Source organism: Halanaerobium salsuginis, assembly GCF_900114545.1.
Classification (GTDB): Bacteria; Bacillota; Halanaerobiia; order Halanaerobiales; family Halanaerobiaceae; genus Halanaerobium; species Halanaerobium salsuginis.
Genome location: NZ_FOTI01000026.1, coordinates 13,511 through 39,288, shown reverse-complemented (window position 1 = coordinate 39,288; position 25,778 = coordinate 13,511). Strand labels below are relative to the sequence as shown.

21 protein-coding genes are annotated in these 25,778 nt (G+C 32.3%); 1 reads left to right on the top strand and 20 read right to left on the bottom strand.

Going from position 1 to position 25,778, the window contains the following annotated elements; all coding sequences use genetic code 11:
• Window positions 1-404 precede the first annotated feature (404 nt).
• From BMZ74_RS09120 to rhaB, 13 genes are all read right to left on the bottom strand, one after another.
• Window positions 405-1,259, bottom strand: coding sequence for a MurR/RpiR family transcriptional regulator (locus BMZ74_RS09120; protein ID WP_089861937.1), 855 nt, complete (start codon window positions 1,257-1,259; stop codon window positions 405-407).
• Between the two features lie 30 nt (window positions 1,260-1,289).
• On the bottom strand, window positions 1,290-2,354 hold the full coding sequence (locus BMZ74_RS09115; RefSeq protein ID WP_089861936.1) for a MupG family TIM beta-alpha barrel fold protein: 1,065 nt from the start codon (window positions 2,352-2,354) through the stop codon (window positions 1,290-1,292).
• 97 nt (window positions 2,355-2,451) lie between these two features.
• Window positions 2,452-3,876, bottom strand: a complete 1,425-nt coding sequence (locus BMZ74_RS09110) for a PTS transporter subunit EIIC (protein WP_089861935.1) — start codon at window positions 3,874-3,876, stop codon at window positions 2,452-2,454.
• Between the two features lie 53 nt (window positions 3,877-3,929).
• Complete coding sequence (murQ, locus tag BMZ74_RS09105) at window positions 3,930-4,826, bottom strand: N-acetylmuramic acid 6-phosphate etherase (RefSeq protein WP_089861934.1); 897 nt, start codon at window positions 4,824-4,826, stop codon at window positions 3,930-3,932.
• A 215-nt stretch (window positions 4,827-5,041) separates the two neighbouring features.
• The gene (gene rhaS, locus BMZ74_RS09100) at window positions 5,042-6,043 is read right to left on the bottom strand and encodes a rhamnose ABC transporter substrate-binding protein (RefSeq protein WP_089861933.1); all 1,002 of its coding nucleotides are present in this window, start codon (window positions 6,041-6,043) and stop codon (window positions 5,042-5,044) included.
• Between the two features lie 99 nt (window positions 6,044-6,142).
• On the bottom strand, window positions 6,143-7,153 hold the full coding sequence (locus BMZ74_RS09095) for an ABC transporter permease (protein WP_089861932.1): 1,011 nt from the start codon (window positions 7,151-7,153) through the stop codon (window positions 6,143-6,145).
• Between the two features lie 3 nt (window positions 7,154-7,156).
• Window positions 7,157-8,164, bottom strand: a complete 1,008-nt coding sequence (locus BMZ74_RS09090; protein ID WP_089861931.1) for an ABC transporter permease — start codon at window positions 8,162-8,164, stop codon at window positions 7,157-7,159.
• Between the two features lie 28 nt (window positions 8,165-8,192).
• Complete coding sequence (locus tag BMZ74_RS09085) at window positions 8,193-9,689, bottom strand: sugar ABC transporter ATP-binding protein (protein ID WP_089861930.1); 1,497 nt, start codon at window positions 9,687-9,689, stop codon at window positions 8,193-8,195.
• Between the two features lie 183 nt (window positions 9,690-9,872).
• Window positions 9,873-11,357, bottom strand: a complete 1,485-nt coding sequence (locus BMZ74_RS09080; RefSeq protein WP_218142067.1) for an L-fucose/L-arabinose isomerase family protein — start codon at window positions 11,355-11,357, stop codon at window positions 9,873-9,875.
• 88 nt (window positions 11,358-11,445) lie between these two features.
• Window positions 11,446-11,772 carry an L-rhamnose mutarotase gene (locus BMZ74_RS09075; RefSeq protein ID WP_089861928.1) on the bottom strand — a complete coding sequence of 109 codons (327 nt, stop codon included), beginning with the start codon at window positions 11,770-11,772 and terminating at the stop codon, window positions 11,446-11,448.
• A 126-nt stretch (window positions 11,773-11,898) separates the two neighbouring features.
• The gene (rhaD, locus tag BMZ74_RS09070; protein ID WP_089861927.1) at window positions 11,899-12,726 is read right to left on the bottom strand and encodes a rhamnulose-1-phosphate aldolase; all 828 of its coding nucleotides are present in this window, start codon (window positions 12,724-12,726) and stop codon (window positions 11,899-11,901) included.
• Window positions 12,727-12,752: 26 nt separating this feature from the next.
• Complete coding sequence (locus BMZ74_RS09065) at window positions 12,753-14,018, bottom strand: L-rhamnose isomerase (protein WP_089861926.1); 1,266 nt, start codon at window positions 14,016-14,018, stop codon at window positions 12,753-12,755.
• 15 nt (window positions 14,019-14,033) lie between these two features.
• The gene (gene rhaB / locus BMZ74_RS09060; RefSeq protein ID WP_089861925.1) at window positions 14,034-15,512 is read right to left on the bottom strand and encodes a rhamnulokinase; all 1,479 of its coding nucleotides are present in this window, start codon (window positions 15,510-15,512) and stop codon (window positions 14,034-14,036) included.
• A 496-nt stretch (window positions 15,513-16,008) separates the two neighbouring features.
• Here rhaB and BMZ74_RS09055 point away from each other — a divergent pair, with 496 nt between their 5' ends.
• A complete protein-coding gene (locus tag BMZ74_RS09055) occupies window positions 16,009-16,767 on the top strand; it encodes a DeoR/GlpR family DNA-binding transcription regulator (protein WP_089861924.1) in 759 nt (252 codons plus the stop codon).
• 162 nt (window positions 16,768-16,929) lie between these two features.
• On the opposite strand, the gene BMZ74_RS09050 is transcribed toward BMZ74_RS09055, so the two are convergent.
• From BMZ74_RS09050 to galE, 7 genes are all read right to left on the bottom strand, one after another.
• On the bottom strand, window positions 16,930-18,981 hold the full coding sequence (locus tag BMZ74_RS09050) for a beta-galactosidase (protein WP_089861923.1): 2,052 nt from the start codon (window positions 18,979-18,981) through the stop codon (window positions 16,930-16,932).
• Between the two features lie 97 nt (window positions 18,982-19,078).
• The gene (locus BMZ74_RS09045) at window positions 19,079-19,897 is read right to left on the bottom strand and encodes a carbohydrate ABC transporter permease (RefSeq protein ID WP_089861922.1); all 819 of its coding nucleotides are present in this window, start codon (window positions 19,895-19,897) and stop codon (window positions 19,079-19,081) included.
• Entirely contained in the window at window positions 19,894-20,823 is a 930-nt protein-coding gene (locus BMZ74_RS09040) for a carbohydrate ABC transporter permease (protein WP_089861921.1), read from the bottom strand. The genes BMZ74_RS09045 and BMZ74_RS09040 overlap by 4 nt, the downstream gene beginning before the upstream one ends.
• 77 nt (window positions 20,824-20,900) lie before the next feature.
• The gene (locus BMZ74_RS09035) at window positions 20,901-22,178 is read right to left on the bottom strand and encodes an ABC transporter substrate-binding protein (RefSeq protein WP_089861920.1); all 1,278 of its coding nucleotides are present in this window, start codon (window positions 22,176-22,178) and stop codon (window positions 20,901-20,903) included.
• Window positions 22,179-22,386: 208 nt separating this feature from the next.
• Entirely contained in the window at window positions 22,387-23,400 is a 1,014-nt protein-coding gene (locus BMZ74_RS09030; protein ID WP_089861919.1) for a LacI family DNA-binding transcriptional regulator, read from the bottom strand.
• 179 nt (window positions 23,401-23,579) lie between these two features.
• On the bottom strand, window positions 23,580-24,740 hold the full coding sequence (locus BMZ74_RS09025) for a galactokinase (protein WP_089861939.1): 1,161 nt from the start codon (window positions 24,738-24,740) through the stop codon (window positions 23,580-23,582).
• Window positions 24,741-24,771: 31 nt separating this feature from the next.
• Complete coding sequence (gene galE / locus BMZ74_RS09020) at window positions 24,772-25,752, bottom strand: UDP-glucose 4-epimerase GalE (RefSeq protein ID WP_089861918.1); 981 nt, start codon at window positions 25,750-25,752, stop codon at window positions 24,772-24,774.
• Window positions 25,753-25,778: the final 26 nt, after the last annotated feature.

Below are 25,778 nucleotides of genomic sequence, written 5' to 3'. Positions count from 1 at the left end.
AAAGAACTTTTTCCAGACTTAAAGAGCATCTTAATTTAGAAAACTTAACTGTAATGGGAGCTAAAAAAGTTAAAACTCATCTGCTATTAAGTTCTATCAGTTTGATCGCTGCAAGAATTGCAGCCGAGAAAATCAAACTGCAAAATCAGGTTTTAGCTGCTTAAAAAGCATTTTAAAGCATGATTTTAAGTTACCCAAGCTAAGTGCGTCTAAATTTAGCAGTAAATCTATGGTAAATCATTAAAATCTACTATTTCAAGTTAAAAGGCTTATTTTTATGATTCGCAGACAATATTTTTTTGAATTAAACTAAATTAAGCGTATTATGAAATTCGCTTATAATATAAATTTTAATCAAAAAAACTCTGTTCATGATCATGAACAGAGTTCTAATTATTAAACACCTAATTTAATTTGAATTCTTCTACACTATCTCTAGTATTTTTAAGATATTCAGTAATTTGAGCAAAATTTTTACGAGCATAGGCAACAAACAAAATATCAACAGCTGTTAGCTGAGCAATCCGGGAAGTTATTGCTCCCAGACGTAAATTTTTTTCACTACCAGCCACCTGAAGTTTTATCTGACTAATTTTAGCTAAAGGATTAGCCGAATATTTAGTAATGGAAATTGTTTGAGCACCTCGCTTTTGCGCGGTGGTCAGAGCTTTATAAACTTCTCTACTCTGACCACTATAGGAAATAGCAATTGCCAGATCACCAGCTTCTATGTTAGCAGCTGAAGCAAGTTGAGCATGAGTGTCTGAATAATAAATTACTGTTTTCTTTACTCGCATCAGTTTATGTTGTAAATCTTTAGCAACTAGGCCGGAAGCACCAATTCCAAAGATATAAACATTTTCTGCAGTCTGCAGCGCATTAACTGCTGCTTCTAACTCTGCTGCTGAAAGCAGTTCAACTGTATTTTCAATTACTCTAATATTATCATGAGCTAGTTTATCCATAATTTCAGTTAAACTATCTTCAACTGCAATATCATCATATATCTGCTGTTGATCAGCTGAATCTAACTCACTAAGGTTTTTAACTAAAGCAAACTTAAAATCTTGAAAGCCCTGATAATCTATCTTCTTACAAAAACGAACTACTGAAGCAGGACTGCTCTGACTAGCCTGAGCTAATTCTGTTACAGCAAGTTCTGCTGCCTCTTGGCTATTAGCCAAAATATAATCAGCAATTTTCTTTTCAGTTGCTGTCAGATCAGCATAGATATTTTTAATTTTTAACAATACTTTCATGCTTAAACTCCTTACTATCAAATCACTTAATTAATCAGTAATTTGCTTTTTTTTAGCTGCAATTTTAAATTTAAATTTTTCCCCTGCACTTATTTTTTCAATAAGTGGAGCTGCTTTTCCTGCTTCTGCAACTAAATTAACTTTTTTATCTGCTGGATAATCTTTTTTGAGGATCTGCAGATCACCCTGATATCGCTGATAAAATTGGTTATCTATTGTTACTGCATATTTAAAGCGCTTTTTATTATTGTTAAATGGCTCTATTGCCTGTCTGCAGGCAGATCTGGCCGTTGCTGATCTAATTATATATTCCCCGGGATCATAGCGGTTATAATGTGGAATTTTTAAAAGATTCTTTTCTATCTGGCTTAAACCAGGATAAGTTTCAATTGGAATAATAGTGTATTCAGAATTTATTAAAGCAAAATCAGCTAATTCTGATTTACTGGCTTGACTATCACCAATATAAACTCTATCTATTCCTAATTTAAGTAAATCCTGGCCAGCTACTAAAGGAGATAAGCAACGATGAGCTTCTAAAGTTGGCAGACCAGCTTTTAGAGGAAGACGCTGTTTAAACTTTGCTGGTACAAAAGCAGCTACTTCAATTCCATAGCTATGAAAAAGCTCTGTTCTCTGTTGCAGCAATTTTGCTCCTAGCCCTGTCTCAGGGCGAGGATAATAATTATGAAGAGCTTCAAGATTATTTAAATTAGCTTTTTCAGAAATAATTTCTGTTAAAGCCTGCTGATTAATAGTACTGGCATTTAAAGTTATTTTATAATTATTTTGACGACTGAGATCAGCAATTTCGGCATTACTAAATCCGAAATCAAGTCTGAGAGATGCAAACTCAAACTTAGCTAAATTTAATTTCTTAAAATATTTTTTAGAAATATCAGCTGTTACCCGGAAGTTAAGTTTATTTATTTCAGTTAATAATTTTTCTGCTTCTGACAAAAAATCAGCTCTAACTTCTGGAATATGAAGGGAAAAGAATAAATCAGTTATACCTAACTCTCTTGCTCTTTTTAAATAATTAATATTATCAGCTAAATTTAAATCAAGTCCTGCATAAACAGAAATCCCTAACATTATTTTGCTCCTCTCTAACGACCCAAATTTATTTTTATTCATAAGATATAGCTAATTAAAATCTCCAGCCTAAAAAGATTTTAGACTGGAGAAAAAATTATTCTAATTCGGCAATATCTTGTTCTTTAATAAAAATCTGAGTAATAATAAATCCGCCCAGATAAGCGATAACTAGCCCTAGAAAATAATTAAGCATTGAGCCAGGCTGCATTAAAGGAATAGCAGAAATACCAGATGGTCCCCAGGCACCTGCAACAACATGCTGCAGCATTACATATGCTCCTCCAAAACCTGCCCCTAGTCCAGCAGTAATAAAAGGTTTTCCTAATGGAAGTGTAACACCATAAATCAGCGGCTCACCTATTCCTAATATTCCAGCTGGAAGTGCCCCAGAAATAATTTGCTTTAATTTCAAATTACCTGTTTTGCGAGCTTTAAAATAAATTGCAATTGATGCTCCTACCTGACCTGCACCTGCCATAGCTAAAACTGGAAACAGAGAAACTCCTCCCATATTTTCTAACTGTAAAGCATAAATTGGAATTAGGCCATGATGTAAACCAAGTAAAACCATCGGTAAAAAAACAGCTGATAAAACATAACCAGAAATTACACTTACTACTGGATTTTCAGAAGCAACAAGTAATGTCAAAGCACCTACTACTATATCAGAAATAATACCTGATAAAGGCATTATCACAAAGATCATTGCTAAAGCCATAACCAGCATAGTTACAACAGGAGTTATAATTAAATCAAGTACATCAGGAACAAATTTTCTAACTCTTTTTTCAATTATAGCTAAAATATAGACTCCAATAATGACTCCAATAATTCCCCCTTTACCGGAACGGAGAATGGAATTTAAAGGAGAAGCTGTATCAAACATCCCAATTGACTGTGAAATATTATTTATCTGACTCATTACAGTTAAGGCACCAATCATTCCGCCAAGACCTTCAGTAGCACCAAATTGTTTAGCAGCATTGATCCCGGTAAAAATTGTAAAATAACCCAGAAATGAACCTCCCAATAATGAAAGTACAAGCTGAGTTAAATTCCAGAATTGATTAATTGGTAAGCTGCCTGTATCCTGCAAATTAGTTATTAAACCGGCAAATCCATTAAAAATACCTGCTGCTATAATAGCAGGAATTAGTGGAATAAATATCTTGCCAATTGTTTTTAAACCTCTTTTTAATTTGCTTTCTTTTTGCTTTCCTTTAATAGCAGCTTTGTTTTTCTGCCAATCATCATTTACTGCCATTTTCGAATCACTTAAATACTTACTTTTTAGTATATCAAGACATTTTTTAGCTGTACCAGGTCCGACAACTATCTGAATTGTCTCATCTTCAACTACTCCCATTACTCCATCTACTGCTTTTAAACCTGGCAAATCTACTTTATCATAGTTTTTTAAATCAATTCTTAATCTGGTCATACAATTTGAAGCATTAATAATATTTTTAGTGCCGCCTATTTTTTCAATAATCTCTTTAACTAATTTTTCATTACTCATAATACTCCTCCTCAGTTTTATTAAGTAAATAGCAGCTAAAACTTATCTTTATTTTAATTATTTGCAATTGCTTCTGCCAACCGTCCTTCAAATTTAGCAAGTTCAGCTTCTGCCTCTACTTGCTTAAGTCCTGTCTTTAACATCATGATTGTTAACTTTACATTATAATCAGTTTTTGTTAGATATTTTTCTGCTGTTTTGTAATCTGCTTTTGTTAAAGTTACTACCATATTTTTAGCTCTTTCGGCCAACTTCTTATTCTTTACCTGTAGATCTACCATATAATTTTGATAAACTTTTCCCAACTTTATCATTGCAGCAGTTGTTAACATATTTAAAACCATTTTTTGTGCTGTACCAGCTTTCATTCTGGTTGAACCAGTAATGACCTCCGGGCCGACAATAGGAGAAATCGAAATATTTGCCTGTTGAGCTATTTGGGATTCAGGATTACAGCTTAATGCGACTGTTGAAGCTCCCAGCTGACTGGCAAATTTTAAGCCAGCTATTACATAAGGGGTTGTTCCACTTGCTGCAATTCCAACTAGAATATCTTGAGCAGAAAAATTAATTTCTTTTAAATCTGCAACTGCTTCTGTTCTACTATCTTCAGCATTTTCGATAGAACTTTTAATTGCAGCTTCTCCTCCAGCAATCAAACCTTGTACTAGTTCAGGATCCACACCATAAGTAGGAGGACATTCTGAGGCATCCAGGATACCTAGTCTGCCACTGGTACCAGCCCCCATATAAATTAAACGTCCTCCATTTTTTAAAACATTTGTAATTTCATCAACAGCTGCTGCAATATTTTCTTTTTCTGCAGCAACTGCCAGGGCAACTTTACGATCTTCCTGATTTATTATTCTAATAATTTCAGCTGTTTCTACTTGATCAATCTGCTTTGAATTTTGATTTACTGATTCTGTAACTAAATTAGCTCTCTCCATAAATTACTAACCTCCTTCTGTTCATAATATTCTTGCTTTTATTATTTTAAGTCTACCATTTTAGAAAAATTTTTTCAAGTATTTTTTGTTTATATGAAAATATTTTTCTGAGTTTTTACTATTGTTTAATTAAAAAAATCCAGCTCAATAATTGAGCTGGATTTAATAACCTAATTATTATATAATTGTTTATCTAAATTTAGATAAACAAACTTTTAATAGACATCTTTCCACTGATCAATGTTTTCTTTATCAAATCTAAAAGGAGCTCCCAGCATAATTTCAGTTCCATCACCAGCCTGAATTACTTCTTTTGAACCAAGTCTACCAGCTTCAAATGTTTCACCAGGATTTCCAGTTATTTTTTCAGTCACTAAAGCTTCTGCAGCATAGCCAGCTAAATAACCAACATCAATTGGATTCCAGAGATACATCCAATCACAAACACCATTTTTAATATATTCGGCCATTTCACTAGGAAGACCTAAACCAGTTAATTCTATTTCTCCCTGTAAACCTCTATCTGTAAGTACTTTTCCAGCAGCTGCAATTGCCACTGTTGTTGGGGCTATAATACCTTTTAAATCAGGATATGACTTAAGCAGCGCTTCTGTTTCTGAGACACTTTTATCTCTTAAGTCATCACCATAAGCAACTTTGACTAATTCTATTTGATCATATTCTGGTTTTTCTAGTTCTTTTTTCATCCATTCAATCCAGGTGTTTTGATTTGCTGCTTGAGAAGTAGCACTTAAAACTGCAATTTGACCTGAACCACCAATCATTTCTGAAATTGCCTGAATCTGAACTCGACCAATTTGCTCTGGATCAGCCTGATTAATATGAACCATTCTACTCTGTGCATTAACAGCAGAATCCAGTGATAAAACTTTAATTCCCCTGCTCATTGCTTTCTTTAAAGCTGGTTGTAAAGCATCAGGATCATTACCAGCAATAGCTATTGCATCAACATGTTGAGTAATTAGCTGTTCAATCATAATAATTTGTGATTCAGCAGTTGGCTCAGCTGGGGCTTTAAGTATTACTTCACCGCCAATTTCATTAATTGCTTTTTCAAAGCCATCCATTTCTTTTTCATTATAAGGATTACCAGCATTTTTAACAATTATAGCATACTTTCCTTCTTGAGCAGTAACATTTCCCACCAGCATAAAAATACTTACTAAAACCATAAAACTAATCAAAAACTTTTTCATAAATAAATTCCTCCTTAGTAGATTATTAATATATTAAATTATATCGGATCAAAAATATTCCGATATAAAATTTATAAATAAGTTATTTAATAATATTCTTTAAGATTTATTACTAAATAACTTTAAATTTGACAGCATAACTGAAAAAATTAGCAGAATACCAATTACAATTAGAATTACCTGATCTGGTACATTTACTAAACCAAGTCCATAACGTAAAAAACCTATAATAAAAATTGAAAGTAAGACTCCAATCATCCGACCCTTTCCACCTGAAGTACTCACTCCACCTAAAACAACCATAGCAATTACATCTAATTCATAACCTGATGCTATATTAGGTCTGGTACTGCCCATTTTTGAAGTTAAAAACAAGGCTGCTATAGCCGCCATTAAACCATTTAAAGTAAAAACAATAATTTTTATTTTATCTACTTTAACTCCAGAAAATAAACTGGCTACATCATTATTTCCAATCGCATAAACTTTTCGACCAAAAGTTGTTTTATGTAATAAAACATAAAATATTACAGCTGCTATTATAAAGGCAACTAAAATAAAGGGAATTATAGTTTTAATATATCCCCAACCAAGAAAATTAAACCACATCGGAAATCCACCTGAAGCCTGATTTTCTAAAATAATGTAGGCAATTCCTCGATATAAAATCATTGTTGATAAAGTAACAATTACGGCTGATAACTCTTTGAACTTAACAATTAAAATGCCATTAATAAAACCAGCAATAACTCCAACTAAAAGACAAACAAGTATAGCTAATGGCATAGGTAAACCTGCATTATATAAAACTGCCATAATTACAGAAGCAAGTGCAATAGTTGATCCTACAGAAATATCAATATCCCCAAAAATAATAACAAAAGTCATAGAAAGAGCAATAAAAGCTTTATCCAGAAAAGTCATCGTTGCATCAAGTAAAGTATAGGTGTTTAAATAATAGGGGGATAGTTGGGAGTTTATAATATGAATAGCTATAAAAATTAAAAATAGCAACCATTCCCATTGAAAAAAGAATTTTTTTAAACTAAATTCTTTTTCTGATTTTATTTCTCTATTTAAAGTGATTCCATTGTTAGAATTATTTACCATAATCTAATCTTCCCTCCTTATTTTATTAGAGCTTCCAATTCTTCTTTTAATTAAAGCACTTACCAATACTGCAATTAGAATTACAGCTCCCTGAATTGCATTCTGCCAGAAAGGAGAAACATTAATCATTGGTAGGGCATTTTCTAAAATACCATAAAGTAAAACCCCAGAAATTAATCCCGTAACTTTACCTTCCCCACCAGCAATACTTACTCCACCAATTACACAAGCAGCTATAACATTCATCTCGTAACCAGAAGCAGTATTACTCTGCGCAGAAGCAAACTTGGAAACCCATAAAACCCCTGATAAACCTGCTAATCCTCCCATAATTGAATAAACGAGCCAGGTAATACGATCAACATTAATTCCACTAATTTTTGCTGATTCCGGACTACTACCTACAGCATATATTTTACGACCGGTTCTAGTATAATTGATAAAATAATAAAAAACTAGATAAATAATAATCGCAATTAAAATTAAATTATTAATTCCCAGAATACTCCCAGTTGAAATAGCTTTAAAACTATCTGACATCTGATAAGCACTAACCCATTTGCCACCACTAATTAGAAAAGTTATTCCCCTAAAAACATTCATCATCCCAAGAGTAGCAATTATAGGTAAGATATTAAACTTCGCAACTAAAAGACCAATTATTGCACCACTAATTAACCCAATAAATATACCAATTAATAATGCTACTAATGGATGAAGTGATGGATAATTAGATACAGTCATTGAAGTTACCATACCTGATAAGGCAAGAGTAGCACCTATAGAAAGATCAATTCCTCGAGTAATTATTACCATCATCATTCCTACAGCTAAAATTGAAAGTATAGCTGTATTTGTCAAAAGGTCATCAATGTTTGACATTGTTAAAAAATTACTATTACGAAATTGTACAAATATTGAAAGAACAATTATAAAACCAATCAAACTAAACTCTCTAATTTGTTGGATTCGTTCTAAACTAATCTTATTTTTAGAGCTTTTTTCAGACATATATATTCACCTCTAGTTATATAGTTTATTATATTTTTTCCTGCATCGCTGCTGCCAGTATTTTTTCTTGACTTGCCTCTTCAACAGCCATTTCTTTAGTGATTTCTCCATTTCTCATTACTAAAATTCTATCTCCCATACCTAATACTTCTGGCATTTCTGAAGAAACCATAATAATTGCATAACCTTGAGCTGCTAGATCAGCCATTATTTTAAAAATTGCTGATTTTGCTCCTACATCAACCCCTTTAGTTGGTTCATCAAGAATTATAACTTTCAAATCAGAAGTTAATAATTTTGCTACAACTATTTTTTGCTGATTACCTCCTGAAAGCTCTTTAGCTAAATTAAAAATTGAGCGTGCTTTTACATTAACTAGTTCTGCTAATCTTTTAGCCATTGATTTTTCTTTTTTGCGATCAATAAAACTATATTGTGAAATTTTATCTAAAGATGTTAAAGAAATATTTTTATCAAGTTCCCAATCCAGAATTAATCCCTGTTCCTGTCTATCTTCAGGTAAATAACCAATACCAAGTTTCATTGCAGCTTGAACCTCTTTAATCTCTACTTCATTACCTTCAAAATATAACTTACCACTATCATATCTTTCAATTCCAAATAAAGACTGGCATAATTCAGTACGGCCTGCACCAACTAATCCTGTTATGGCAAGTATTTCACCACTATGCAAAGTAAAGGAAATATCTTTAAAATATCCTTTTCTGCTCAACTTTTCTACTCTAAATATTTCTTCACTAATTTCTGCATTCTTGCTCGGAAACATCTGAGTAATTTCTCGACCAACCATTGCTTTAATTAGATCTTGATTAGAGACTTCATTAACTCCCCAGGTACCAATATATTTAGAATCTCTAAATACTGTAACTCTCCCTGCCAACCTATACATATCTTCAAAACGGTGAGAAATGAAAATTATTGAGGTGCCAATTTCCTGCAGCTTTTCAGTAATTCTATAAAGATCTTCACTTTCTGTTTTAGTTAATGAAGCTGTAGGTTCATCCATAATTATAATTTCTGCATTAGTTGAAATTGCTTTAGCTATTTCAACTATCTGCTGTTGAGCTACACTTAAAGTACTCATTCGCCTTTTAGGATCAAATTCTGCCCCCAATTCTTTCAAAAATTTTTCTGCTGATTGATGCATATCTTCCCAGAGAATCCGTTTAGTTTTTATATCTATTTTTTCATGACCCATAAAAATATTTTCAGTTACGCTTAAATGAGGATAACTCGTTGCATGTTGATAAATAGCTGCTATACCAAGTTTTTTTGAATCGTTCGGATCTTTAATATTTACTTTTTTACCTTTTAAAAAAATTTCTCCTTGATCTGGCTGATGTACTCCAGTTATTACTTTTATAAAAGTAGATTTACCAGCACCATTTTCACCCATAAGTGCATGAATTTCTCCGGATTTTAATTGAAAATTTACATTATCTAGAGCTTTAACTCCTGGAAAAGTTTTAGTTATATTCTTCAGTTCGAGTATATATTTGGACATCATTATCTCTCCTTTTAGACTATTCGTCCAATAAGTAAATTAAAAATATTAAAACTATTTTCAAAACAATAATTATAAATAAATTCATATTTTAAAAGTAATTTAATTATAATATTACTTATTTTATTATTACTAAACTAATAGTATTAATTTTTAAGTATATTCTAATATTAATATAATTTTCTAAATTATCTCATAATCAATATCCAGAAGTTTAGCAATTTTTTTAAACTGAGATTTATTATGACCAATTGACATTGCAAAATGATGAGTCGGACCAGACTTAAACCACCTATCCATATATTTTTTTGGTGAAATATCAAATTTTACGGGAGTCATTGTATTACCAATTTCCATCACAGGACCATCAGTTGCCATACCTTCACTAATTATCATTTTTAAACTTCCCCCAGCTGTCTGTGTAACTCCTAAAGTAGTAATAGGACCTTTTTTTACTTTTGCTTCTACCGAAACACCTGTTCCCCATTTACCATGATAAAGTCCCATACCTCTTAAAACTGGCTTTTGAGAAGCTATTCCAATATGAAAAGGACCATCATGTCCTAATAATATAGTTTGATCTTTAAAATCTGTAACTACTATTTCACAAAAACTTCCTCCTAATTCAAGTGTATCAGCAATTTTCATAGCTAGAGCAGTTTTCATATCTCCTTCACCGGCACAGGGAATTCCCCTAGCAGTAAGTAAAGAATTTCCTACTATGAAACCAGACTGAAGATGTTCATATTTATTACCTTCTGCTCCGCGATAATAATATGTCAAAGCATCCAGCTCAAACTCATCTACCAACTTATCCTGAGCAATTGCAACTCTTGCAGACCAGTCTAATTGTTTTTCTGTTGGTTTTTTAGCAAGAGGATCAGCTGTCGAATCTTCACTTAAAATAAACATTTTTTTAATTTCTTCCAATTTTTCTTTTATTTCATCTTCTTGTATTGTTTCAAATAATCGATCCAGATCACACATTTCCAGAACTTCAACATGCATTCCAGTTTCTGAAGTAATCATTGTAAAATCACTATACATATCAAGCATCCCTGGATATGTATGTCCTAAAAAACCCATTTTTGCTGATTGCAAATTTCTTTTTACAGTAGCTGCTTTTATCCATTCTTCAATTTCTTTCCAAGCAGCAATTGCATCAGGATAATTACTTGTATTCTCATCAGTTTTAGATATTTCTGGAGTATAATCAAGACCAAGTAACCCATTTACAGCTCTAAATTCAATTCCACAACGCTGATATGCATTAGAAATTTCTGGAACTGAACAAGCTCCACAATGTGCTAACCACTCCCCCGTTGTTGTTTCTTTATAATTTATTCTTGCTGTTGGTTGTAAATTTAAAACAATTACAGGTACTCCAGTTATCTGTGGAATAGCAATATGAGAACCACTCATTGCATAAGTAGCAGAATAACAAAATAAAAGATCTACATTTTTTGTATTAAACCATTCCCCTGCTGCTTTAGCCCTTTTTTCTGTATCAACCATACCATAATTATATATTTCACCCCACTGTGACATTTTTTTTTCAATAAAACTAGCATACTCTAGCAACCTATCTTGGAGTCCTTCAAACTGATCCCAGTAATGAGGATGGCCTACAGTATATAAACCTATTCTTCCTTTTTTTGTTTTTTTCATATATGTATCCTCCATATTAGTATAATTATATTCTTTGCAATAAATTCCTAATGCTTTATATCATAATATTCTTAAATATTTCAAATCATTATTTCTTATAAAACATCAGCTCCATTGTTTCAATTACAGGCACCAGTCTACCTGAATCATCTTTCTCACTTACGAGCAGATCCTGCATATAATGATTCCATTTAGCAACAACTTTACTTTCAGCCTGAAACTGATCAGCATATACTTTATCTTCACATTCATAATAACCAAATAAAACTTTGCCTGAATTCCAAATTGAATAATTTTTGATGCCTGCTTTATCTAAAACTTCTATCATTTCAGGCCAGATTTCTGTATGTCTTTTTTTATATTCTGGAACTGTAGCTTCATCTTTTAAAAATAATTTAAACCCATAACGCTGCATTTTTTTTCCTCCTCATGTTTAAATTTTGCCAAAATACAGTTAATTTTTCTCTTAACAGCAGCTGATCTAAATATTTAGATCAGCTGTCACCACTTTTATTAGTATAAATTAAATTTAAAAATAAACTTATTTTTCATATAAAAACTCTTCTGGCAGTTCGACCTCAAAACTTTTAGCAAGATCTCTAAAATTTTGAGCTGTAATAGTTTGTAACTTATCGGGACTAATTGAAAGCGTTTTAACTAAGATTTGCGCTGATTTCTCTACTGTATGCATTAAACCAAAAGTGGAATCAAAATCTTCACCAGCACAAAAAATACCATGATGAGCCCAGATAGCAACATCATATTTTTCCATTAATTTACTAGTCACAACTGCTATCTCACGACCGCCAGGAACCATCCAGCTAACTACCCCAATACCATCTGGAAAAACAACAGGACATTCTGTAGCCATTTCCCATAATTCTCTGGTAAAAACCCTGTCTTCCAGAGGTAAAACAAAGGTAAGAGCAATTACATTTGGAGCATGGGCATGATAAATAATTCTATATTTACCGGAGCTGGCAATTTTTTTAACTTCATGATTCATCAAATGGGAAGGAAGTTCACTTGTGGGACGGCCATTATCTTTTAACCCCCAACAAATTCGATACTTTTCTCCACTTTTATCTATTTCTATTATAGCTAGAGTAGACTCTGGATCAAGAATAATATTCCTAAAATATTTTCCACTACCTGTTACTAAAAAATATTCGCCTGCCAATTCCGGCGCAGCTGTACCAATTTCTAGCCAGGGAGTATTTTTATCTAGATTACTTGCTATTGTTTCAATTTCTGCTGCTTTTATTCTATAACTCAGATTACCTCCATTACGTTCATGCCAGCCTAATTCCCAACCATCATTTGCCATCCTAATAAAATTCTGCATAAATTCTGCAGCTAATACTTTCATTTATTACATTCACCTCTTTCCAGCCACTACTGGCGTTTGCTTAAAATCTCTTTTTCATATTGCTCTATTTCTTTAAACCAGTATTCTTGTTCAGGAACCTTATTTTGCTGACAGAAGTAGTTCCAGACAGCCCCTACTGGATACAATTTCAATTCTTCCTGCAGCATCATTAATTTAGTAAATTCTTTTTTATCCTGTAATTTTGCTAATTTATCTGCTGGTAATAAGAGAGCATTAAGTAATGCCTTTTGCATATTTCGCATACCAACTACCCAGGCGGAAATACGATTAATACTAGCATCAAAAAAATCAAGACCTAAAATTACCCTATCTGATCCATTTCTGATTATTTCTTTAGCAATTTCTTTTGTCCGATCATCGTATAGAACTACATGATCACTATCCCAACGTACTGGTCTTGTTACATGAAGTGCTACTTTATCATAAAATAATAGCATTGCTGAAATCTTATCAGCTACAGATTCTGTCGGGTGATAATGCCCATTATCTAATAAACATAATAGATTGTTTTGAGCAGCATAATTCATATAAAATTCATGTGAACCAACTGTATAGCTTTCTAATCCAATTCCAAACACTTTAGATTCTACTGCTACATTAACTTTATCTTTATCGTAAGGGATTGCAATTATTTGATCTAAAGAATCCTTCAGTCTGGCCCGGGGAGCTGTTCGATCAGCAGGTACATCTTTTAAACCATCTGGGATCCAGATATTTACTGTACAGGCTGAGTCCAATTCTTCGGCAAAATATTCTGCAATCCGCAAGCAACATTGACCATGCTCAATCCAAAATTTACGGATATCTTCATCCTGACTTGATAAAGTAGCTTCAGCTGCTTTAGGATGCGAAAAAAAGGTTGGATTAAAATCTATGCCTAAACCTCTTGTTTTAGCAAAATCGACCCAGGCCTTAAAATGTTCTGGTTTAAGTTGATTACGATCCACCTGATTATCATCATTAAAAATTGCATAGCTAGCATGTAAATTTAAACGATGCTGGCCTGGTATTAAGCTTAAAGCTTGATCAATGTCAGCCATTAGTTCTTCAGGTGTTCTAGCTCGACCAGGATAATTTCCAGTAGCCTGAATCCCACCAGAAAGCTCTGTGTTTCCCTCAAAACCAATTACATCATCTCCCTGCCAGCAGTGCATAGAAATTGAAATTTGACTAAGCTCTGCCAGAGCGGCTTCTGTATCTACACCTAATTTTGCATACTGTTTTTTAGCTGACTGATAATCAGCTTTAATTTTATCAACTGCTTGATTCATCTTTTTTCCCTCCACTTAAATTTGTAATGTTAAAAATTTCTGCCAGCCTGCTGCATTATTTCCAGATAAATCAGCAGGTTGATAATGTTTAATTGTAAATGAATTACTAACTATTTCTCTCGCTTCTGCCAGTGAGCTAAGTCGACCAAGTGTAATATACTGCACTATTAGATTACCAATTGCTGTTGCTTCAATTGGTCCAGCATAAACTTCAAGCCCAGTGATATTAGCTGTTAATTGATTTAAAAACTCATTCTGAACACCACCACCAATTATATGTAGCTTAGTTATTTTTTGATCAGCTACTTCATTTAATTCTAATAAAACTTGCTTATACTGACAGGCAAGACTTTCAAAAATACATCTAGCCAGTTCACCTGGCTGTTCCGGAACAGGCTGCTGACTATTACTACAATATTCTTGAATTGCCTGAATCATACTGGGGGGATTTAAAAAACTATTATCATTGGGATTAATTAAAGAACGAAAAGCAGGTGTTTTTTTAGCTAGACTTACTAATTCAGCAAAGCTATATTTATTGTTTAATTCTTTTTTAACTTCTTGAATTAACCACAATCCCATAATATTTTTCAAAAATCGATTGGTTCCATAAACTCCACCTTCATTGGTAAAATTATATTTCAAAGCATTTTCACTGCATATTGCTGAGTCAGTTTCAATCCCCATTAAGGACCAGGTGCCAGAACTTATATAAGCATAATCTTTAGAATTTGTCGGTACTGCTGCAATAGCAGATCCTGTATCATGAGTTGCAGGCGCAATTACCTGCAGTTCAGCCAATTCTAGCTTCTGTCTTAATTTGGCTTTAAGTTTACCCAGACTTTTACCAGCTGCAATAGGTTCCTCAAAAATAGACTTTTTAATTCCTAATTTATTTAAAATTTCCTGATCCCAAGTTTTACTTTTTACATTAATCAGTTGGGTTGTACTTGCATTTGTATATTCATTTGTTTTCTGTCCAGTTAATAAATAGTTAAAATAATCTGGAATCATTAAAAAACTAACTGCTTTTGCTAATTGTTCAGGAAATTTTTCTTTTAAAACAGCAAGCTGATAAATAGTGTTAATTTGTAAGAACTGAATACCTGTCTTCTGATAAAGATCTGCCTGTGGAATTAGCTTAAAAACTTTTTCCATCTGCCCATTAGTTCTGGCAGAACGATAAGCAACAGGCTGACCAACTATTTCTTCTTTTTGATCAAGTAAAACAAAGTCTACTGCCCAGGTATCAATTCCAATACTCTCTGCTGCAACTGAATTAGCTTTGCTTTTTTCTAAACCAACTAAAATTTCTCGATATAATTTAGCTAAGTCCCAGCAATCCTCTTTTAAGCCAGCTGCATCCTCTTTTTTTATAATTTGATTATCAAACCTATGTATTTCTGATAATTCTAAAATATTTTCTTTTAATAAACCCGAAATCAATCTACCACTTGAGGCCCCTATATCAACTGCTAAAGCTCTACTCTGCACAGCAATCCTCCTCTTAAAGTTAGTTTATCTTTTCTAATTGAAAAAATTGACTTAATAAAATTATTAAACTTAAAAATAAAGTATTAAATATATTTTAATTAGATTAAATTTTGCAAAAATTAAACTTAAAAATAAAATAAAACTGCCTACCCCACTTAGCAAAAACCAGGCCCAGTCTTTCTTTGTTTTTTTGGTTTAATTTTGTTATATTTTTATTTTAGTATATATAATAAAAAAAGTCAAACTTTATTTGCTAATTAAATTTTGTTTTTTATTGTCTTATTCAGTTATGAAATTGATATAGAAAATGAAATATGTTAAAATTAATGTATTATTTGATCATTTAAATTTTAAAATAACTATAATTAATGCTTAAATTAATTATCTTACTTAATTATAAGTTTTCTATTTATCAATAATACGTAAAAAAATTCAGCTGATTATTAATTATTGAAATAATAAATTAAATAAAAAATAAATAGGGGAAGTGAATTAAATGCTGGCAGAAGAAAGAAGACAGATTATCCTGGAAAAAATTAACAGTCAGGGGACTGTTCATGTTTCGAATTTAAGTAAAGAATTAAATGTTACCGAAGAAACTATTCGACGAGATCTTGATATTCTTGATGATAGGAGTTTATTGAGCCGTACTCATGGAGGAGCAGTTGCTCTAGAAACAAATAGTAAAGCAGAACTAAGCTTTAGTGTAAGAGAAAATAAATTAAAAAAATCCAAAATAGAAATTGCTAAAAAAGCTGTTAATTTAGTTAAGGAAGGAGAAACAATTTTTCTTGATGCAAGTACAACCTCAATGTACCTGGCCCGCGAATTAAGCAATATTAATCATTTAACAATAATTACTAATTCAATTAAAGTTATGCTCGAACTTATTGATTGTCAAAATGTAACTGTAATTGCAACTGGTGGTATTCTAAGAGATAATTCTTTTTCTTTTGTCGGTCCATTAGCTAATGAAACTGTCAAAAAATATTTTGCAGATAAAATTTTTGCATCTTGCAAAGGAATCTCTATTGATCAAGGAGCAACAGATTCTAATGAACTAGAAATTGAAGTAAAAGAAAACATGATTAAACAGGCTGAAGAAGTTATTTTACTGACTGACCATAGTAAATTAGATCAGATAGCTCTGGCAAAATTTGTTGATTTCTCTAACATAAATAAATTAATAACTGATAGTAAAGCAGATATCAAAATTATTGATCAATTTGAAACAGCTGGCTTACAGGTGATTTAAAAGTAAATATTGTCAATACTAAAAATAAACTCCCCTTCTTCTAAACTTATTTAAGATCAGGCTAGACTAGAGGGGAGTTTTTAAGCTTTTTAATTATAATTACTCTCTTTTTCATTAAAAGTATAAATCTAATTACTTTAGTTATTAATGATTAACTAAATTTCAATTTTTTAAAACAAAGCTGCTGTAAGCTTCAAAATTAAGCTGTTTAACTTTCCTTCCGCTTAGTAATTCTAAATATTCTTCTTTTAAATTAAGCTGTTGTTTTTTTTCACTAAAGTTCATAACAAAAATATATTCGTTTTGACCATCAGTTCTAGTTGTTGCTGTTAAACCAGCTGGTAATTTAAGGTCTAGATTTTTCTTGAGTGCCAATTTTTTACTTAGACTCTCATAAAAATCAGCTAGAAATTCTTTTTGATTACGAGAAGCAATATAATAAGCTTTTCCAGCTCCATAGTTGTTAACAGTTAAAGCCGGTCTCCCAGCATAAAAATCAGATTTATATTCTGCTAAAGCTGTTGCTTTTTGCAAATGAATCAAATCGCAAAATACTCTAGCTTCATATTCTCCTGTAATATCAAGTTCATTGGCTGATTTAAAAGTAATTTTATTTCTATCATCATCATATAAAACGTCAAGCTCTTCTGACCAAATCCCAAAAAGATCTTTAAGCTGACCTGGAAATCCCCCTGTAAAACAGAGATCTGTTTCATTAACTATACCAGTCCAGTAAGTACTTACTACTGTACCACCATTTTTAACAAAGTTCTTTAAACGTTCTGCAGTACCATCTTTAAGCATATATAACATAGGAGCCACAACTATTTTATACTTTGAAAAATCTTTTGTCTGATCTATTACATCTACGGAAATACCTTTTTCCCAGAAAGCCTGATAATGTTTGACACAACTTTCTACATAATTTCTTTTTTCCTGTCTTGGCCCTGAAGCCTCATTAATTGCCCAGCGATTTTCAGTATCAAAAATAACTGCAACTTCTGACTCAACTGTAGTACCTACAATTTTATTCAGTTTTTTTAGATCTGCTCCTAAGTCTTTAACATCTTTAAAAACCCTCGTATTTTCATGACCAACATGGTCAACTACTGCGCCATGAAATTTTTCAAAACCGCCTCTTCCCTTACGCCACTGGAAATACTGCACTGAATCTGAACCATGAGCCACTGCCTGGAGGGAAGAAAGCTGATGCATGCCGGGCCTTTTAAGTTTTGCAACCGGCTGCCAGTTAGTTTTACTGGGAGTACTTTCCATCAATAAAAATGGCTTTCCATCTTTTAACGATCTAAAATAATCGTGCATAAAAGCTACATCTGCACCTCTATAACTATCGCTTTCATGATCACTATGCCAGCTTGGATAACTATCCCAGGAAATAACATCAACCTCATCTGCAAATTTTGAATAATCAAGTCCATCATATCTGTACATAAAATTTGTTGTTACTGGAATATCTGGATTCAGCTCTCTTAAAGGTTTAATTTCATTTTTGTAAAAATCAAGAGTCTGCTGAGTCACAAATCTTTTCCAATCAAGTGTTAAACCATGGCTGGACTGCATACCTTGTGGAGCAGGAGATTCAATATTTTCCCAGTCTGAATAATTATGACTCCAGAATGTGGACCACCAGGCTTGATTTAAAGTTTCTAAATCACCATATTTATTTTTTAACCAGGTTCTAAATTCTCTCTGACATAATTCACAGTGGCATTCTCCACCATATTCATTTGAAACATGCCACATAATTACTGCTGGATTACTTGCATATCTTTCAGCCAATTTATGATTAATAATTGCTACTTTCTGACGATAAACTGGTGATGTATAACAGTGGTTATGCCTTTCGCCAAACAAATTTTTACTGCGATCAGCATTAACCCTTAAAACTTCTGGATATTTAGCTGCCAGCCAATCTGGTCTAGCTCCACTGGGAGTTGCAAGTATAATTTTAATACCATTACTAGCCAGATTATTAATTACTTGATCAAGCCAGTCGAATTTAAATTCACCTTCAAACGGCTCTAAAGCAGCCCAGGCAAAAATACCAAGACTAACAACATTGCAGTTAGCTTTTTTCATCAATTCAATATCCTGAGCAAGAATTTCTGGACTATGCAGCCACTGATCAGGATTATAGTCTGCTCCATGGAGCAGATAATCAACCTGCTGATTAAAGAGCTTAAATTTTTTCATGTTTTATAAATTCCTCCTCATTTTTTAAAATATTTTGCTAATAGAATAAATAATATTTTTCTAATATTTGTCTTATTAATCAACTAAATACCTATACCTATTTAGCTGAACCAACAATTCCTTCTGCAAAATTTTTCTGTAATGCAAGAAAAATTAGTATAGTTGGAATTACACTAATTGCAACTGCCAACATTAAAACCCCATAATCAATAACATAACCAGAAGTTAAATTAGAAATTAATAACGGCATTGTTTGAGCCTCTGGTTTCTGCATAATAATTAAAGGCCAGAGATAATTATTCCAGGCATTCATAAAAGTAATAACAGCAGCTGCTGCATAAGTAGATTTCATGACTGGAATATACATCCTAAAAAAGATACCAAATTCTGTTAACCCTTCCAGACGAGCTGCCTCAATAATTTCCCGGGGGAAATTACGACTACTCTGGCGAAAAAGAAAAATCAAAAAAGCAGTAGAAATTGTTGGTAGAACAAAACCTGCTGTTGAATTGAGCAGATTTGCATTACCAAACATCATATAAAGTGGTACCATAATTACTGCAAAAGGAACCATCATTGATAAAAGCAAAATATTCATCAAAATATCTTTTCCTTTATCATGATAGATTTCAAAGCCATAACCAGCTAGGGAAGAAACAAATAAGCTTAAAATAGTAGCTGCAGCTGCGTACTTAAATGAATTCCAGAGTGCTCTAAGTAAGTTTGTGTTAGCCAGTAATTTAGTTAAATTTTCTTTTAACTGAACACCAGGTAATAGTGTACCAGCTAAAACATCAACACTTGCATTAGTGGCTGAAACAAACATCCAGAAAAGCGGAAAAATGGATAAAAAAGAAATAATAATTAAAAATAAATATTTACCATAAAGAGCTAATTTAAATTTGCTTATCTTCATCGCTTATCACCTACTTTGACCTGTAGCATTGCTAAAACAGCAACTAAAATAAAAACAACAAAGGCAATTGCTGCCGCATAACCAAAACGGGGTACATATTCAAAAGAAAGTCGATAAATATATTGTGAAACAGAGAGGGTCGCATTAGCGGGCCCACCATTGGTCAAATTTTTAGTTTCATCAAAAATCTGCAAAGTACCATTTGTAGACATAATAGTTGTTAATAAAATAATTGGTTTTAACATAGGAATAGTTATTTTAGTTAAACGATCAAAAGCTGAGGCCCCATCAATTTTAGCAGCTTCGTAGATAGCTGGATCAATATTTTGTAAACCAGCTAAATAAAAAATCATATTATAGCCTGTCCAGCGCCAGGTTAAGCCAAGTACAATTAGCAATCTAGCAGTCCACGGTTGGCCAATCCAGTTGATTGGATTAGCTATCAAATTTAAATTTAATAAAATTGTATTTACAAAACCATCTAGTGCAAACATAGAGCGAAAAATGATTGCATATGAGACAAGTGAAGTTGCACAGGGCAAAAATATTGCTGTTCTAAAAAAAGATCTAAATTTTATCTGTTGATCATTTAGTAAACCTGCTAAAATTAAAGCTAGAGTGATCATAATTGGAACTTGAATTAATAAATAAATACATACATTGAACAAAGATTGGGTAAATAAGCTGTCAGATATTAATCTCTTATAATTTGCTAAACCAGCAAATCTTAAATTTAAACCTGCTCCACCTTGAAGAGATAAAAAAAAGGACTTACCAATTGGGTAAAAATAAAATAAAAAAATTAAAATTGCACCTGGAATAATAAAAGCCCAGCCAATTAGATTTTGTTTGCGGGAAATTCCTATTTTTTGTTTTTGCCTAGATTTAGAATGGCTGTTTTTTTTAAAAAAATTTATTTTGGGCATGATCTACTCACCTCTTTAATCATAAATTTATTAGTTTAAGAGCTACAGCTGCAGCTCTTAAACTAATATTTTTCTTATTACCACATTAAGAATTTAACTGTTTCTTCTGCTTCCTGAAGTGCTTTATCTACATCTTGACCGTTAATAATTTTGGTAATTGCTGCCCCAACTGCATCCCGGGCTTCATAGTTATAGACACCATAATTAACCTGTGGTACTTGAGCAGCATAATCTGTAATTTCTGAGTAAATTTTCTGTCCACCAAAAAACGGCTGTGGCATATTATAAACTTCACTATCTCCAGCTGGTAAATAGGTTGCCAGAGCACCAGAAGAAGGCAGAATAGTTTCGTATAATTCTATACTACCAGCAAAAGTTTTATTTAGAAAATCTGCCGCAATTTGTGGGTGTTTAGAATTAGCCATTACCATCCAACTAGAACCACCCTGATTACTATAATTTACTGATCCATCGACACTAGCAAGGCGAGGAATATTGGTAATTCTCCAGTCACCTGCCTGAGATTTTTGAGGAACTATCGATCCAATAATCCAGCAGCCATTGATTGTTCCTGCAACTGTGCCACTATTAAATGAACTAATATATTGATCCCAGTCATTAACCTGTACCATTATTCCTTTATCAACTAATTCTACATAAATATCTACAATTTCTTTTAAAACATCATTATTAGCAATATTGACTTCTCCAGCATCATTAAATAACCAGGTACCAGCACTCTGCAGCATAACCATTAATAAATCTGGCTGACCTGCAATTACAGAAAGAAGAGGTTTACCAGTTTTTTTACGTACATCTGCACCTTTTTCGATAAATTCCTGCCAGGTTATATCAGTAAAATCATCAATTGTATAACCTGCTTCTTCTAAGACATCAACTCGCATTGCATTAATAGCTGCTCCATTATCAAAAGGTACTCCATAATTTTTCCCATTGTGAGTAGTTAAAGCAATTTTATAATCAGCAAATTTGGAGAAATCTATTGCTGAATTTGTTAAATCATAAAAAGCATCTGGAAAAGTAGAAACATTTTTTATTAAAGCATTATCCTGCATTAAAATAATATCAGGTAAAGTAGCAGCCTGATTAGCACTTAAAGCAGTTGTTAGTCTAGTTTGAATATCTTCCCAGGCAGTCTCTTCCACCTTAATAGTTACATCTGGATTAATATCACGATAAAGCTTAGCCGCTTCTTCCATCGCATAAATATTAAAGGAAGGATCCCAACACCAGACAGTTAGAGTTACTTGATCACCACTTTGAGCAGCAGTCAGACCTGAAAAAGCAAAAATTAAAATATTAATTAAAAATAAAACAGCTAATTTTTTCTTCAATTTTTCTCCTCCTTATAACTTCTTTAATTTAATATTTGGCAAGCCTCTTTTTACTGCTTTTTTCACCTCACTTGATTTAATTTATGGTTTGCCTGATAAAATTTATTTAAAAAATTATGAATATTATATCTAAATAAAAAATATAATTTATTGTAATTTTTCAATTTATTTAAATCGTTTTAAAAATTAACAAACCCAAACTGGTTTATTAATTTAAAGCTCTGGTAGTTTCTCTTTCAATTAATTTAACTGAAAAATTATAATCATTTTTAAATAACTTTGCTTTTTGTTCTGGACTAGAATTTAACTCAGCCAGCAATATTTTAGTTGCCTGTCTGCCCATTTTTTTATTAGGAATATTAACAGTTGTTAAAGCTGGATTATAAAAATGCGATAAACGAATATTATCTATACCACAAATTGAAATATCTGCTGGTACTTGTAAACCTAATCTAACTAAAGATTGAATAAGACCAATAGCTACTTCATCATTATGACAGATAATTGCAGTTGGTCTATCCTGCTGTTTAGCAATTTTTTCGCCTAACTTATAGCCGTCTTCAAAAGATAATATATTTTTAAAAGTATAATGATTATTATATGTTATATTTAATTTCTGTAAAGCTTTTAAATAACCTTTCATTCTGGACTCATTCTCTTTGCCAGCAAAAGCAATTTTTTGATGACCAAGTTTAACTAAATGCTCAATTGCTACCTGAGGAGCTTTTTCTAATTCAGAGTTTACAGCAATTATATTTTCTGTATGTTTTGGTAAACGATTGATAAATACAACTGGAATAAAATTAGCTGCTAATTCTTCTATCAAAGCTAAGTTAGCATCTACTTTACTAACTGAAGAAGCAAAAATGGCTCCATCAACCTGCATCCCTCGAAATAAATTAATATAATCCAGTTCTTCCTGCTGACTTTCAACTCCACAGTAAATAATATTATAACCATTTTTTTTAGCTACCCGCTTTATTTCTTTAGCAATCTCAGAAAAAAATGGATTATCAATTTCTGGAATTACAAGCCCTAAAATTTTTGTTTCTTTTGCTTTTAAAGCTTTTGCTCTTACATCTGGTATATAATTTAATTCAGCAGCTATTTTTTGTACTCTCCGCATAGTCTCAGCATTAACTTTATCACTATTATTTAATGCTAGAGAAGCTGTTGCAGGAGAAACATTGGCTTTTTTAGCTACATCTTTTAGTCTAATCATCTACTCAAATCCTTTTTTAAAACGATTTAAATTATCTAAATAAATATTAACATAATTTATTTAATTAATCAAGTCTTTGCAAAAGTGATTTTAATATCATTATTCAGATAATTTATTTTTAAATTTAAAATGGAGGTTAACAGTTTTTTAACTGTTTAACCCCCATTTAACTATAAATCTTACAGTTTACGTGCCCCTGGCCCAGGATTACTTACATACACATCAGCACTTAAATTTGTTCTTTTTTTATACTCTTTTTTTATTGCAGCTGTAAATTCTGCTACAGCTTCTTTTTTAACTAGATTAACAGTACAGCCCCCAAAGCCAGCTCCTGTCATCCGCGCACCTGCTGCACCTTCCTTTTGTGCTATTTCTACCAATATATCTAGTTCAGAACAGCTAACTTCATAATCACGGCTTAAACTCAAATGAGAAGCATTCATTAACTTGCCAAATTGGAGCATTTCATTTTGGGCAAGTGCTTCCTTGCTGGCTAATACTCTTTCATTCTCACTTACAACATGATGAGCTCTTTTATAAACATTTGCTGGTAAATCTGCTTTATATTGTTCAACAGTTGCTAATTTTAAATCACGTAAAGCCTGAATTGAACTATTTTCTTTTGCCTGGAAAAATTTAACTGCCTGATTACATTCTTGACGTCTCTGGTTATACTCAGAATCTACCAGACCCCTTTCTACTTTAGAATTACAAATTACTATTTGATAATCTGGATTAGCAAAAGGTACAAGCTCATATTCATTACTCCGGCAGTCAATTAAAAGAGCCTGATCTTTTTGCCCTAGTCGAGAAATATATTGATCCATAATTCCGCACTGGACTCCAACGAAATTATTTTCTGCTCTTTGAGCCAGCAAAGCCATCTCAACTCCATTTAATTCTATATTATTTAAATCAGTAATTGCTAGAGCTGTTGCTACTTCTAGTGCAGCAGAAGAACTCAGACCAGATCCCTGGGGGATATTACCGGTAAACATTAAATTAACTCCCTGCAATTGTTGCTCAACTTTCTGTAATTCAGTCAGTACTCCTTTTAAATAATTGACCCAGATATTAGTCTTATCATAACTTAAATCTAGCAGATCAAATTCGACTAATTTATCATAATCAAGTGAATATATTTTAACCTGCTGATCATTTCTTAGCTGAGCCAGCATAGTTATTTCTTTTTCAATTGCCATTGGTAAAACAAAACCATCATTATAATCAGTATGTTCACCAATTAAATTAACTCTACCAGGTGCTGCATAAATTCCTTTTTTTAAGTCAAGTTTCGTAAATACTTCTGCAAATTTTTCCCATAACTGCTCTTTATTCATTTTTACACCCCAATCATTTAAATTAATAATCTTATTTATTAAAACCACCGTTTTTATGCCATTCCCAGGCTGTAGAAATTATTTTTTCTAATTGATAGTATTCCGGCTGCCAGTTTAATTCTTCTTTAATCTTAGCTGAACTAGCTATCAAAACTGCTGGATCACCTGCTCTTCTGGCAGCTATTTCGACTGGGAAATCACGACCTGTAACAGTTTTTACTGCTTGAATAACTTCTTTAACTGAATAACCTTCTCCATTGCCTAAATTATAAACTGCACTTTTATTTTTAACTGCTAAAGATTCAATTGCCAATAAATGAGCAGCAGCCAGATCATTGACATGAATATAATCTCGAATACAGCTACCATCACGAGTTGGGTAATCATCACCAAAAATATATATTTTTTCTCGCTCACCTAATGCTGTTTCTAAAATAAGTGGTATTAAGTGAGTTTCAGGATTATGAGCTTCTCCAATTTCTCCTTCAGGATCAGCACCAGCTGCATTAAAATAGCGTAGTGAAATAGATCTTAAACCATGAATTTGTTCATAACGCTTAAGAGCTTTTTCAAAAAACAATTTACTTTCTCCATAAGTATTGGTTGGTTTAGTTAAATTTTCTTCTTTAATTGGAATTTCTTTTGGTTCACCATAAACTGCTGCCGTAGAAGAAAAAACTATATATTTAACCCCATTAGCTACCATTGCTTCCAGCAGATTAATTCCATTAATAAAGTTATTAAAATAGTATTTTGCTGGCTTTTCCATTGATTCTCCAACCAGACTATCTGCTGCCAGATGAATTACTCCCTCAATCTTATTTTCTTGCATTACTTTATTTAATAATTTTCGATCAGCTAAATCACCTACAACAAATTGCCCTCCTGTCACTGCCTGCCGATGACCTTTTTGTAGATTGTCCAGTGTAACAACTTTATGGCCAGCTTTAAGTAATAATTTCAAAACATGGCTGCCTATGTAACCTGCTCCACCTGTAACCAAAATATTCATCTAATTACCCCTTTCTAACTTAATGA